The 11,609-nt window shown below is 68.7% G+C and carries 14 protein-coding genes and 1 pseudogene; 4 read left to right on the top strand and 11 right to left on the bottom strand.

Annotated elements, in window-relative coordinates; genetic code table 11:
• Positions 1-241: 241 nt before the first annotated feature.
• The 3 genes from ACIPEK_RS10770 to ACIPEK_RS10760 form a co-directional block, all read right to left on the bottom strand.
• On the bottom strand, positions 242-1,009 hold the full coding sequence (locus tag ACIPEK_RS10770; RefSeq protein ID WP_401993433.1) for a hypothetical protein: 768 nt from the start codon (positions 1,007-1,009) through the stop codon (positions 242-244).
• Positions 1,006-1,494, bottom strand: a complete 489-nt coding sequence (locus tag ACIPEK_RS10765) for a SigE family RNA polymerase sigma factor (RefSeq protein ID WP_401993430.1) — start codon at positions 1,492-1,494, stop codon at positions 1,006-1,008. The genes ACIPEK_RS10770 and ACIPEK_RS10765 overlap by 4 nt, the downstream gene beginning before the upstream one ends.
• A gap of 148 nt (positions 1,495-1,642) precedes the next feature.
• Positions 1,643-2,404: a class I SAM-dependent methyltransferase gene (locus ACIPEK_RS10760; RefSeq protein ID WP_401993427.1), complete on the bottom strand. Its 762-nt coding sequence runs from the start codon at positions 2,402-2,404 to the stop codon at positions 1,643-1,645.
• 90 nt (positions 2,405-2,494) lie between these two features.
• Between ACIPEK_RS10760 and ACIPEK_RS10755 the strand changes: the two genes are divergently transcribed.
• Positions 2,495-3,124 (top strand): CGNR zinc finger domain-containing protein, encoded by a 630-nt coding sequence (locus ACIPEK_RS10755; protein WP_383074277.1) that lies wholly within the window; start codon positions 2,495-2,497, stop codon positions 3,122-3,124.
• Here ACIPEK_RS10755 and sodX read toward each other — a convergent pair.
• Entirely contained in the window at positions 3,028-3,486 is a 459-nt protein-coding gene (gene sodX / locus ACIPEK_RS10750) for a nickel-type superoxide dismutase maturation protease (protein WP_401993482.1), read from the bottom strand. The genes ACIPEK_RS10755 and sodX overlap by 97 nt on opposite strands.
• Before the next feature lie 180 nt (positions 3,487-3,666).
• Between sodX and sodN the strand changes: the two genes are divergently transcribed.
• Positions 3,667-4,062, top strand: a complete 396-nt coding sequence (gene sodN, locus ACIPEK_RS10745; RefSeq protein ID WP_093899557.1) for a superoxide dismutase, Ni — start codon at positions 3,667-3,669, stop codon at positions 4,060-4,062.
• 7 nt (positions 4,063-4,069) lie between these two features.
• Here the strand turns inward: sodN and ACIPEK_RS10740 are convergent, their stop codons facing one another.
• From ACIPEK_RS10740 to ACIPEK_RS10730, 3 genes and pseudogenes are all read right to left on the bottom strand, one after another.
• Positions 4,070-5,224, bottom strand: coding sequence for a tyrosine-type recombinase/integrase (locus ACIPEK_RS10740; RefSeq protein ID WP_401993423.1), 1,155 nt, complete (start codon positions 5,222-5,224; stop codon positions 4,070-4,072).
• A 24-nt stretch (positions 5,225-5,248) separates the two neighbouring features.
• Positions 5,249-5,314: pseudogene (locus ACIPEK_RS10735) on the bottom strand (XRE family transcriptional regulator); the annotation flags it as partial.
• Positions 5,315-5,588: 274 nt separating this feature from the next.
• Positions 5,589-6,287, bottom strand: a complete 699-nt coding sequence (locus ACIPEK_RS10730; protein ID WP_401993420.1) for a hypothetical protein — start codon at positions 6,285-6,287, stop codon at positions 5,589-5,591.
• 179 nt (positions 6,288-6,466) lie between these two features.
• On the opposite strand from ACIPEK_RS10730, the gene ACIPEK_RS10725 reads away from it, so the two are divergent.
• Complete coding sequence (locus tag ACIPEK_RS10725; protein ID WP_401993417.1) at positions 6,467-6,970, top strand: DUF2716 domain-containing protein; 504 nt, start codon at positions 6,467-6,469, stop codon at positions 6,968-6,970.
• A 93-nt stretch (positions 6,971-7,063) separates the two neighbouring features.
• Here the strand turns inward: ACIPEK_RS10725 and ACIPEK_RS10720 are convergent, their stop codons facing one another.
• From ACIPEK_RS10720 to ACIPEK_RS10705, 4 genes are all read right to left on the bottom strand, one after another.
• On the bottom strand, positions 7,064-7,609 hold the full coding sequence (locus ACIPEK_RS10720) for an HAD domain-containing protein (protein WP_401993415.1): 546 nt from the start codon (positions 7,607-7,609) through the stop codon (positions 7,064-7,066).
• Between the two features lie 15 nt (positions 7,610-7,624).
• Complete coding sequence (locus ACIPEK_RS10715; RefSeq protein ID WP_401993413.1) at positions 7,625-8,317, bottom strand: SAM-dependent methyltransferase; 693 nt, start codon at positions 8,315-8,317, stop codon at positions 7,625-7,627.
• The gene (locus ACIPEK_RS10710) at positions 8,318-9,229 is read right to left on the bottom strand and encodes an aminoglycoside phosphotransferase family protein (protein WP_401993411.1); all 912 of its coding nucleotides are present in this window, start codon (positions 9,227-9,229) and stop codon (positions 8,318-8,320) included.
• A gap of 79 nt (positions 9,230-9,308) precedes the next feature.
• Positions 9,309-10,058 carry a hypothetical protein gene (locus ACIPEK_RS10705; RefSeq protein ID WP_401993410.1) on the bottom strand — a complete coding sequence of 250 codons (750 nt, stop codon included), beginning with the start codon at positions 10,056-10,058 and terminating at the stop codon, positions 9,309-9,311.
• A 194-nt stretch (positions 10,059-10,252) separates the two neighbouring features.
• Here ACIPEK_RS10705 and ACIPEK_RS10700 point away from each other — a divergent pair, with 194 nt between their 5' ends.
• A complete protein-coding gene (locus ACIPEK_RS10700) occupies positions 10,253-11,608 on the top strand; it encodes a tetratricopeptide repeat protein (protein ID WP_401993407.1) in 1,356 nt (451 codons plus the stop codon).
• Position 11,609: the final 1 nt, after the last annotated feature.

Here is an 11,609-nt window from a genome sequence, read left to right as displayed (position 1 = left end):
CACCGCGATTACGAGGCGCTGCCGGAGCGGTCCCGTTCGATGATCCATTGGGCCATGGTCAACTCCATGGTCAGCAGGCTGACCGCGAGCCCGAGCCAAATCGGGCAATACCTCCGCCCGAAACCGCCCGCGGCAGCATGAAACGGTACCGAACACCCTCTAAGAGCGCGCGAGGAGGGCGGTACGGACCTGGACCGGTCCGTACCGCCCTCCTCGTCGTATCCTCGCTGCTGCTCCTACTTCACTTCTTCGGCATCAGTTCCGGGCTGAGCATCAGGGTCCGCATCTGGGCGCGGCTGAGCGGCGGGGTCTTGAGGAGCGGGCCCTGCGCCTGTGCGCTCTTGAGACCGGTGCTGCTGCGGACGGCCAGCAGTCCGCCGTCCTTCAGGGCGAGCCGGCCGACGAGCTCGGGCCCCCACAGGGGTGTGCCCCCGTACTTCATCGGGTCGCTCCAGATGGTCAGCACCCGCCCGTCCGGGAGCTCCTCGCGTACGCAGTCCGCCGGACGATGCTCCCCACGGTTCGGCTTGCACAGATCCGCGGCCGGATCGAGCCCGCCGAACTTCTTCGCGACGGACTCGGCATCCCTCAGGTCGACGGTGAGATAGCCGACGCCGCCGTCCCTGCGGACGGCGTACTGTCCGTCCAGCGGCCCCACCGGGTGTTCCTTGGCCTGCTCGGGGGTGGCGTTCTTGATGATGACGGCCAACGAGACCTGTTCGACGCTCCCCACGTCCTTGGGCAGCAGCTTGACCAACTGCTCGGCCCTGCCGGTGTTCCCCGCGAGCTCGGCCGGGGCCGCCACCGACGACTCCTTCGGCTTCGCCCCCGAGGCGAGGCCCGGTACCGCGACCACTCCGGCGGCGACCACGGCGAGTGCGGCCGCCGATACGGTGACCCGGCGCCGCAGTCGCACCCGGGCGGCTCCGGCGTACACCGCCTGGGTGGAGATGACCGGCTGTCCCGCGTCCGCGGCAACCCGCCCCAACAGCTCATGCACGTCGTTCATACGAATTCCTCTGCCATTTCGGCGCGCAGCGCCGCCAACCCCCGAGCCGCATGGCTCTTGACCGTGTTCTCCCGCATCCCGAGCAGTTCGGCCGTGGCCTCGACGCTCAGGTCCTCCCAGTAGCGCAGCACCAGTACGGCTCGCTGCTTGGCCGTGAGCCGGGCGAGGGCCGCCCGCACCGCGAGGCCGGTGTCCGTGTCGGGCGCATGGCCCGCGCGGTCGGGCAGTTCGCCGTACGACTGTTCGCGCCGCCAGAACCGGCGGCGGGCCGCGATGTAGGTGTTGACCAGGGTCTTGCGTGCGTACGCCTCGATGTTGTCGAGCCGCCCGTGCCGCCGTCCGCCGAGCACCACTTTGACCAGCGTCGCCTGGACCAGGTCCTCGGCCTCGTGCCGGTCGCCGCACAGCAGGTACGCGCTGCGGAACAGCGCGGTACGTCTGCCCTCGACGAAGGCGTGCAGCGCGGCATCGTCACCGATCCGCATCGTCAGCGCCCCTCTCCGGGCCCGCGGGTGCGGACCGTCTCACCCTTCCAGTGCGGCGGGACGCACAGCGGGTTGCAGCAGACGACAGAAAAATAGGAGAGGCGGTACGGGCCGCTGCCCGTACCGCCCCTTCCTGCGCATGCTGCCGCTACTTCACGGCCAGCACCAGACTGTCCGACGGCGACGCCCAGACGGCCCGCGCCTCACCGAACCCCGCCTCGCGCAGGGTGTCGGCGTGCCACCGCACGGACGGCATGTCGCCGTCCGCGTGCTCGCCGTAGATCTTGTACCGCTCCGCGGTCGGCCCGGCGAGGACCGGGTCCTTGGCGGTGAGGGCCCACCAGTCCGCCCAGTCGAGAGCGCCCTCGGCCTTGGCACGGTCCATGGTTGCGTGGCGATGGGCGCGTTCGGCCGCGTTGATACGGGGGGTCTCGGTGTCGATCATGTGGTCGGCGTTCATGAACACCCCGCCCTCCCTGACGAGCCCGCCGATCCGCCGGTAGAGCGCGGTCAGCGGTTCGGTGTGCAGCCAGTGCAGGGCGGTGGCGGTGAGGACGGCGTCGTACGAGTCGTACGGCAACTGCCCTGCCCAGTCCGGGTCCTTGAGGTCGGCGGTGACGAAGCTGACGCGCTCGTCGCCGTCGAAGTGACCGCGGGCGATGGCAAGGAGCGCCGGGTCGAGGTCGACGCCCGTGCTGGTGGCCTCGGGGAACCGCTTGAGCAGCCGGTCCGTAATACTTCCCGTACCGCATGCGAGGTCGAGCACTCTCGGTCGAGGCCCGACAATGGCCTCGACCATGTCCAGCATCACCCGGAACCGTTCCTCGCGGTCGGGCATGTACCACTCCTGCTGCCGGTCCCAGCTCGCCTGCCAGGCCGCCCAGTCAGTACCTGTCGTTGTCTCCGCCACGAGGAACCTTTCATGTAATACCCTGGAGCCGTAAAAGACTATTACATCGTTCGCTGCATCGACTTTAGACCGACGCCGTAAGGACTACAAGTGGAACTGGCCTATTACTCGGACTATGCCGTGCGCCTGGTCAACACCGAGGAGCCGGCCCGCAACAAGGACTCCCTCACCTCCGTCGAGGCGGTCCGCGAGCTGTTCGGCGCCAACGGACAGGCGGCCCGGCGGGCCACCGATGCGGATGTGACCCGCTTCCGGTCCGTACGGGCACGGCTGCGCGCGGTCTTCGAGGCGGCCGACGGCGGTGACGAGACACTCGCCGTCGACCTGCTCAACTCACTGCTGCTGGAGTTCCCGGTCAGCCCGCAGATCTCCGGACACGATCTGCGCGACGAGGACGGCAAGCCGGACTGGCACATGCACCTGGCCGACCACCCGTCGAACGCGACAGCCGGGTACGCCGCCATCGCGGCGATGGGCCTCGCCTTCCATCTCACCTCGTACGGTGTGGACCGGCTCGGCCTGTGCGAGGCGGCGCCGTGCCGCAACGCCTACCTCGACACCTCGACCAACCGCTCCCGCCGCTACTGCTCGGACCGCTGCGCGACCCGCGCCAACGTGGCCGCCTACCGGGCCCGCAAGCGCCTGGAGACGGAACGGGCCGCCGACACCGGCCGCAGCGCGGAGACCGCCCAGGTCACCACACCCCACAGCGACCGCTGATCCTTCTTCAGCGGCCGGTAGCGCGCCCGGACCCTGGCCAGTACGAGCTCCTCGGGCACCGTCCCGTAATCCGTGCTGTCACCGCCCGCGAAGGTGTTGTCGGCCAGCACCCACCAGCCGCCCCGACGACGCTCGGCGGCCCGCTTGACGATCAACAGATCCTGCTGGAACGGATGGCGCAGAATCACCACATCCCCGGGGCGCACCGTCGCCCCGTACTGCACGAGCAGCCAGTCCCCGTGATGGAGGGTGGGCACCATCGACGGCCCCATCACCTCCACCATCTGGAACGGCACACGCGCCGCCAGCCCCCGCCCGGGCTGCTCCTGCGTCAGCTCAGGCAACTCCGGCACCTCCCGCATCTCTCCGGCACCTCCCCGGTCCGTCCAGTACACCGTCCCGTACAGCGTTCCGTACATTCGGCCACTGGACCCATCCTCACCCTGGACTTTTGGCCTAAGCCCATGGGGGCACCCACTAAATCCCGTCTCTCACGGAGTAATGTCCCACCTGAGAAGACGATCACGAGGAAGGACAGCTCAATGCTTTCCCGCCTGTTTGCCCCCAAGGTGAAGGTCAGCGCCCACTGCGACCTGCCCTGCGGCGTGTACGACCCGGCCCAGGCCCGCATCGAGGCGGAGTCCGTCAAGGCCGTCCAGGAGAAGTACCAGGCCAACGAGGACCCGCACTTCCGGGCCCGCGCAGTGGTCATCAAGGAGCAGCGCGCCGAGCTCGCCAAGCACCACGTCTCGGTGCTGTGGAGCGACTACTTCAAGCCCCCGCACTTCGAGAAGTACCCGGAGCTGCACCAGCTGGTCAACGACGCCCTGAAGGCGCTGTCGGCCGCGAAGGCCTCCACGGACCCGGCGACGGGCCAGAAGGCGCTGGACTACATCGCCCAGATCGACAAGATCTTCTGGGAGACCAAGAAGGCTTGATCTCTGGTTAGGCCGTCTGACCTGCGGTTTCGCTGGTCGTATCGGCTACCTGTCCGCACCCGGTCCGCAGGCCGCCGAGAACGGCGTCCATGACGGAGCGGGTGCGGTCTTCTTCTCCGGGCCACAGATGCGCGTAGATCCGCAGGGTGATGACGGCGGACGCGTGGCCGAGGACCAGCTGCACCTGCTTGACGCTCGCTCCTCCGGCGATGAGCGCGGAGGCGTAGAAGTGCCGCAGGTCGTGGGTCACCATGTGCGGCAGCTCGACGGGCTTGCGGCCTTCGCGCCCGGCCGCCTTGTTCTCCTCCGCCTGGAGCCACCTGCGGGCGCAGTTCCACTCGGTCTTCCACCGTCGGTAGTTGAGCGGCTCGCCCTCCTCCATCGTGAAGAGCCAATCCGTGGAAGGGCGCGCGGCAAGGTGCCCGAGGAGCGCGTCGGTGACGACTTCCCCGACCGGAACCGTCCGCCGGGACTTGGCGGTCTTCGGCGGACCGATCTTCCCCGACTGGAGCCGCTGCCGCTCCACACGGATGCTGCCGGCCTTGAAGTCGACGTCCGCCACTTTGAGGCCGAGCAACTCACCTATGCGCAAGCCTGACCCGGCGAGCGTGACGATGGCCGCACGGATGTACGGCGGCATCCCCCGAGCCATGGCCTCGACCTGGGCGACCGTGGGCGGGGTGACCTCCTCGTCCGACGTGGGCGGGAGGGTGATCCGGCGACACGGGCTGGACGGGATGACCTTGTCCTCCACGGCTGCGGTCATGACGCGCACGAGGACGTCGTAGACGTTGCGCACGCTGCCGGGGCCGAGCAGTTCGGACAGGTTCTTGAACAGCACCTGGATGTCGTTGCGGCGTATCGCCGCCATGGCGCGGGAGCCGAGCGCCGGGACGAGGTGCAGTCGCAGCGCGTTGTCGGTGATGCGCTCGCCCGCCTCGCTGGCGATGAGCGACTCCTCCCACTTCTTCGCGTACTTCTCGAACGTGATCCGTCCGGCACGCGGGTCGACGTACTGGCCGGTCACGATGCTGGCCGTGACCTCGTCGAGCCAGCGCTGGGCGTCGAGCTTGCGCTCGAAGTGGCGCGCGTGCTCCTTGCCGTCGAGGTCGCGGTAGCGGGCCCGCCATTTGCCGTTGGGTCGCTTCTGGATGTTGGCCAAGTGGCCTCTCCTTCGTGTCGGTTGTCAGTAGTGGCCGCCGTCCTCGATGTCGCTGCTTAGCGTGCGAGCGTCCCGCTCGTCGCCCATGAGGCTCGCAGGCAAAGCGCCATCAGTGGCACATCAGCCAGGTCCGCCACGCCACGCCATCCGGCTACGCCAGTGGCCACGAGGCCCGAGGAGCGCAGTCGGCACCGCTGACCCCGGTTTCTCCCAGCCAGATTCCCGACGAAGGGACCGGCAGGCGAGGGCCGGCACAGCCCCTGGTGCGACACGTTCCCCGAGGGAACACCGGAAATGTTCCCTCGGAGAACGCCCAACCCTGAGGAGACGGGGCTTTCCGTTCAGTTCCGGATGGCGTACCAGATCAGCTGGAGCGCTGAGCGGTGGCCTGAAGGTGCTCATAGAGGAAGGGGGCGTCGAGACGTGTGTCGATGACACGATCGCGCACGTCGGTGAGAAGCCAGCCCAGCAGTTCGGCAGTGGCGTCGTACTCATCGTAGAAGCCCATGCGCAAGTCGGTGATCTCGAACTCGAACATCACGTCGTCGACGAGGTCTGCCAAGTGCGCGTCGGCGGCTGGGGTATTGGTCGCGGTCCATGTGTTCAGCCAAGGACGCAGGCTGTTGGTGGCCACGGTGATGACGCTGAGGGAATCCCTGACGGGCACGGGGCTGGGGTGGGTATGCAGCGTGCTCTGCCACCAAGCGGACCAGACGTCCCGCAGGGCCTCGGTCAAGGGCAAGTCCCAGGTGGCCCAGCCCGCGTGGATCAGGCGGGAGGCAATGAGCTCCTCGTCGATGTGGAGCCGGCCGGTGACGAGTAGGCGAATGATGCGCGGGACGAGGTGACGATAGAGACGAGGAAAGTCTTCCCAATGATCAGGCGTCTTTGCGGCAACCGAGGAAACCAGGTCGTCGCCAATGAGGTGCAGCGGGCCGGAGAGTTCGGCGAAGTCGTGCTCGCCGTAGCAGTACGTGCATCCTGTGACGAGGAAGGAACCTTCTGAGGCGAAGGCGTGGTCCAGGGCATCGAGAGCTGTCATGAGCTGCTCAGAGCAAGACATGAAGACCTGCCGGGGGACTCCGTCCGGGCGACCGGCGAAGATCGCAGGCTATCAGGCCGTCCCCCGCCTCTCACGGAATGCCTTGATGGTCCGAGTGGAGGGGAGCGAAGTTCCGTGAAGGATCTATCCCGATCCTCACACTGGCGACTCGATAGGGTCGGGCCATGATGGAGAGCCCCGTGGTCGAGCTGCTTGAGACCGAGTATCGACGCGTTTGGGACCGCTTCTACGACGAGTTCAGGTTCCGGCCGAGTACGAGTTCTTGCAAGTGGCCGGCCATCAAGGAGCCCGTCGCATCGGTTACCTGGAGCCTTGCCGTGCTTGACGACGACCCTGAATACGAGCGTTTGGACCGCTTGGTCGAGGTGGTCGAGCAGGGGCTGAAGTCCTGCATGGGCCCGAGCGGAACTCTGCTCGCGCTCGACTGGCAGCACACGTCGTATCGCTTCGCACCGCTGGGCGTCGGTGGCCCGGGGCAGCTGGCCTGGCCTTTGAGCCCGTACCCCGATGGGGATTACTACATCTACCTCTCGGAAGACTTCCGTATGGGCTGTTTTGGGCACCCCTGGGAGAAGTCCCTCTGTCTGTTCGGTCAGGAATTCATCGACGCCGCCTCCGCGGAGGTAGAGGAGCTTCTCGGCCAGCCGATCCGTAGGTCCGGCAGGGCAGTCGGCACCGCCTGAGGTGGTTCCCGACTCCACAGACACCAGGGAGTCAGACCCCACAGCGCAGCATCCTGATGCCCTCGCTGCTCGTGGCGGCGAGGGCATCAGTCGTCAGACGGCGCGGGCTGTGGGTAGCTGCGAGACCCACTTCGTCACCTTGGTCAGATGCTCGGGCTGCAGCCCGAGATGTGGGTCGGGCTGGACGATGAGGGTCGGCGTTCCCCTGGAGGTGCGCTCCGCCGCCCAGGCGTGGTCGAGGTTGGTGAAGTCGTCGTCGATCCATACGGCGGGAGCTCTGCCGAGCCAGGTGTCGACGTGGTCGCGTTTCCAGAGGTAGCCGTTGGGGTGGCTGGTGGTGATCTGGGGGTGAGGCAGGTCGAGGTAGGGGAAGTCGGGCAGCCCCAGGAGAGGGCCGATGATCGTGGTGGCGTCCTTGCGCCAGCTCGTGCACCACACGGGGGTGACGAGTCCGCTGGTCAGGAGGTCGGTGAGAAGGACGCCCTGGCTCGGGTTGAGCCAGATGGGGACGGGGTCGTCGGGGTGTCGGCCGGTGGGCAGGACGGTGTGGCGGACGTGGGTGGGCGGGGTGCTGCCGTCGGCGGCCGGGAACGGTATGAGGACGCCGTCGATGTCGAGGAGCAGGTAGGGCGGGGTCATCGGTGCCTCCGTCGGTCAGCGTTTGCGGGCGGTGATCAGGAGAGTGGTGGGCCACGGGTCACGGCGCGGGTGCCGCAGCTCCACCGTCGAGGTGACGCCCAGGCCCGCCCGGGAGAGGTGGGCTCCCCAGCGGCGGGCATCGAACTCCCATCGGGCGAGGGGCAGTCGGGTGCGGTCGGGCATGGTGACGTAGTCCTCGCGCGGACGGTCGTCCGTGGATGGATGTCTTCCGGCCCGTGCCGGGTGAGGGACGGAGAAGGCCAGGACACCACCCGGTTCCAGGCGTCGGGAAATGGCGGCGAGGAGGAGCTCGGGGGCGACGAGGCCGACAGCGCCGAAGACGGAGTAGATCGCGTCGAAGGTCTGGCCGGTGGCCTGCAGGTGGTGCAGTGCGTGGCCGGCGGCGAAGGTTGCGCCGTCGATGTGGCCGTAGTGGGAGCGGGCGCGGCGTACCTGGAGGCCGACCAGGTCCACGCCGGTGACGCGGGCCTGGTGGTGCTTCGCGAGGTGGGCCACGTTGTGGCCGGGGCCGCAGCCCAGCTCCAGGACGCGTTTGCCGCACAGGTCCCGTCCCAGGATCTCGGCTCCGGGACCGATGCCTGCGTGGGTGCTCCATTCCATCCGGGCCGGTGCGGTGAGGGCGTGCGCGGGGGCGGCGGCTGTGCGCTGGGCCGCGTGGGTGTACCAAGGGGAGACCTGGGCGAGCACCTAGACCTCCAGGAGTTGGACCACGTCGTTCAGGTGGCGGCGGACGACGGGGATGTACGCGGGGTCCTTGGCCGGATCGTTGATCCAGCGGATGGCCTGCTCCATGAACCACTCCACGGCCCACATGCGGTGCCAGCCCAAAGCCCATGCCTCGGCGGCCAGGCCGCCCCGGGCGGCGAGGGCGTCCTCATGACCGCCTGCGGTGACGTACTGCTCCAAAAACACCCGCATGCGGAAGGGGCTCGGTACGTCGGTGGTGCCGTGGTACGAGGCGAGGTCGATCAGGCCGGGGCCGGTGAAGGCGCGTGCGAAGTCGAGGAGGTGCCAGCCGTTCTCCCCGATGTGGACGCTCGTGGGGTGGAACTCTGAGTGCACCCAGCCGAACGGGTCGAGCGTCGCCCCCTGGACACGCGCCGCGGCCGCGGCGGAGATCTTCCCCAGCGCGGTCTCGATGTCGTCGCAATCCGTCCATCGGTCGGCCTTCCGCAGCCGCTGGAGGTGATCGAGGGCTCGGCCGGGCAGGGCTGCGAGGCCCGCCCCGTCGAGGAGGGGCAGACCGCCCGCCGGGCGGGCAGCATGGAGCATCACGGCGGCGGCAACACCGTCGAGGTCGTCGGCGTCCCGTACGGGGGCACCGAGGTCATCCATGAGCATCCCGAGCCACTTGTCCTGCATCGCGGTGGCGTGGAGGGCGGGGACCGGAAGCGCGCGCTGGTATGCCGCCCGCAGGGCCTGGGCCTCGCGATCGAAGGGCTCCTTGGCGTACTTGAAGACGGCCGTGGTGCCGTCGGGGAAGGTGACGCGTTCGACGCCGGACATGCCCCAGACCCGAATCTCGGCACGTTCGGGCAGGGGCTTGCCGACGAGAGTGCACAGGTCGTCCAGCAGGGTGGCGGACAGGCTCTGGTCCATGGGGGTCTCCAGGGGACTGGTGAGCTCCGGGGCGGGCGGCGCGCGAGCCGGCCCGCCCCGAAGCCGTACTGGGGTGGGGTTACTCGCCTGCGGTCACGCGGTGGGCGTAGACCTGCTCGATCCAGCCCGCCTTGAACTCGGCCAGGTCGTCACGGAAGTTGGCCATCGAGGCACCGTAGGGTGCGACGACGCCGCCGGACTGGTCCGGCACGGACTGGCAGCCGTGCACGAGCCGGCCGCCGAGCGCGGCGTGGGCCTTGATGGACTCGATCCGGCGGTGCTCGTTGAACCAGCCGCCGTGGTAGACCTCGTCCAGCATTCCGCCCGTCGCGTCATCCAGGTCGAAGACGACGGAGGTGGCGGCAGGAAAGAACCAGCACGGGCCGACGTTGGAGATGTGCCCGTCCAGCTCGACCTTGTTGAGCGCCATGAGCGTGGCCGCCTCGCGAAGCATCCGCAGGTGCTCGGCGGTGATCTGCGGGAGTCCGAGGCCAGCCAGGTGCTCGTCGCGGAAGAGGTAGGCGTACACCTCGTACGCGGTGGCCAGGACGCGGGCCGCGTCGGAGGTGGATTCGCTGTGCTGCTTGATGAAGTCGAGCGCGAGCTGCTCGACCGCGCTCTCGGTCGTCTCGTCCACGTCCAGGAGCTGGGCCTTCACTAACTCCCAGTCGGCGACGAGCCAGGTGCTGGACTCGAAGCGGAAGAAGTACTCGGCCGGGTCGATGGTGATACGCCGACCGTCCACCTGGATGCCGGGCAGGCGGTTCCAGCGCGGGTCGAAGGCGTCGGGCAGCTCGACCGTGATGGTCGCGGTGTCGATGGTGGTCACCGTGTCTCCGTCTCTGATCGTCCGGGCCGGGGCACAGGAATGCCCGAACCCGTTAGGGCGTACGGAACTTGGGGGCCGCCCGGCCCGAGAGTGGGGCGGCTGTCGATAAGTGAACCGCCCGCTACGCAGAGTGGGTACGGTGTGACCGAGGTCAAGCGGTATACACGGTTTACGGATCCGGAGCGGAGGCGATCGTGCCGACACCGACCAGCGCCAACTCCCGCCTGCGCGACACGATCAACGCCTCCGGGTGCACGTACGACGCGCTCGCCAAGGACGTACGCCGCATCGCCGCCGAGAACGGCGAACTGCTCCAGACGAACAAGTCGGCCATCTCCCACTGGGTGAGCGGTGCACGTGCGCCGTCCGGCCAGGCAGGGCAGTACCTCGCCGAAGCGCTCTCCCGACGACTGAGCCGCGTCGTCACCCGAACCGAGCTCGGGCTCCACTCGCCCGACACGGAGTCGCCACCGGACACCGACCCCGTCACCGCGGTCACCGACCTCGGCCGCGCGGACGTCGAGCGCCGCCGCTTCCTTGCCATCGCCGCCTTCACCACGGCCGGCGTCGCCATGCCGCTCCTGCACGACCACGAAGCCACCTCGCGGATGCTCCGCGCCCGCACCGCCCGCTCCCTCGTCGGCGGCGACGACATCGACGTCGTACGACAGATCACGGCAGCCTTCAGCGCCGCCGACGAACGCCTCGGCGGCGGGCATGGCCTGACCACAGTCACCGCATACCTCGCCGACACGGCAGCCCCTATGCTGCGCGGTCGCTTCCCCACAGAAGTCTTACGCCAGGCTGCCTTCGGCGCCGTCGCCGAACTCGCCTACCTCGCAGGGTGGAAGCACCACGACCTTGGACACGAAGGCGCTGCCCAGCGCTACTACCAGGTCGGCTACCAGCTCGCCTGCGAAGCCGACCCCCACGGCCACGCCGCATGGATGATGCGCGCCCTCGCCCACCAGTCCCTCAGCCTCAAGCAACCCCACCACTGCGTGGACCTCGTCAAAGGCGCGCTCGCCCGCGGCCTCGGCCACGTAGACGGCCAGACCGAAGCGCTCCTCCACATCACGCAGGCCCGCGCCTATGCAGCGGTCGGCGAGAACCCCTTGGCTGCCCGCGCTCTCCTCGCCGCCGAAGACGCTCTCCTACGCGAGGACGGGCCCCAGCCCACTTTCTCCCGCGTCAGCGGCCCCGCCGCCGGGACCGTGGCCAGCCACACTGCACGCACGCTGACCGACCTCGCCGACCACATCGGTACGGAACAACAGCACCGCGACGCGCTCACCCGCTGGGACCCGGAGAAGTACAAGCGCGTCCACGCCCTCACTCACGCCGACCTCGGCGACAGCCTCGCCGCCCAGGCCCGTGCCGACGAAGCAGTCGCTGCCTGGACCCAGGCCCTGGTCCTCATGGAAGGCATGACCTCCGACCGCACCCGGAAGGCGATCACCTCGATCCGGTCCACGCTCGCGATCTACCAGCGCCGCCGCGTTCCTGGAGCCGCCGATCTCGCCCGCCGCGCCCGCGAGGCCCTCGCTTAAC

This window comes from Streptomyces sp. NPDC088246, from assembly GCF_044741025.1.
Taxonomy (GTDB): Bacteria; Actinomycetota; Actinomycetes; order Streptomycetales; family Streptomycetaceae; genus Streptomyces.
This window is presented reverse-complemented; position numbering and strand designations above follow the sequence as displayed.

Coding starts and splice junctions, on each gene's coding strand:
- ACIPEK_RS10770 (WP_401993433.1), bottom strand. CDS start 1,009: ATGAACGACGTGCATGAGCTGTTGGGGCGGGTTGCCGCGGACGCGGGA.
- ACIPEK_RS10765 (WP_401993430.1), bottom strand. CDS start 1,494: ATGCGGATCGGTGACGATGCCGCGCTGCACGCCTTCGTCGAGGGCAGA.
- sodX (WP_401993482.1), bottom strand. CDS start 3,486: ATGCGGGAGGTGCCGGAGTTGCCTGAGCTGACGCAGGAGCAGCCCGGG.
- sodN (WP_093899557.1), top strand. CDS start 3,667: ATGCTTTCCCGCCTGTTTGCCCCCAAGGTGAAGGTCAGCGCCCACTGC.
- ACIPEK_RS10730 (WP_401993420.1), bottom strand. CDS start 6,287: ATGTCTTGCTCTGAGCAGCTCATGACAGCTCTCGATGCCCTGGACCAC.
- ACIPEK_RS10720 (WP_401993415.1), bottom strand. CDS start 7,609: ATGACCCCGCCCTACCTGCTCCTCGACATCGACGGCGTCCTCATACCG.
- ACIPEK_RS10710 (WP_401993411.1), bottom strand. CDS start 9,229: ATGGACCAGAGCCTGTCCGCCACCCTGCTGGACGACCTGTGCACTCTC.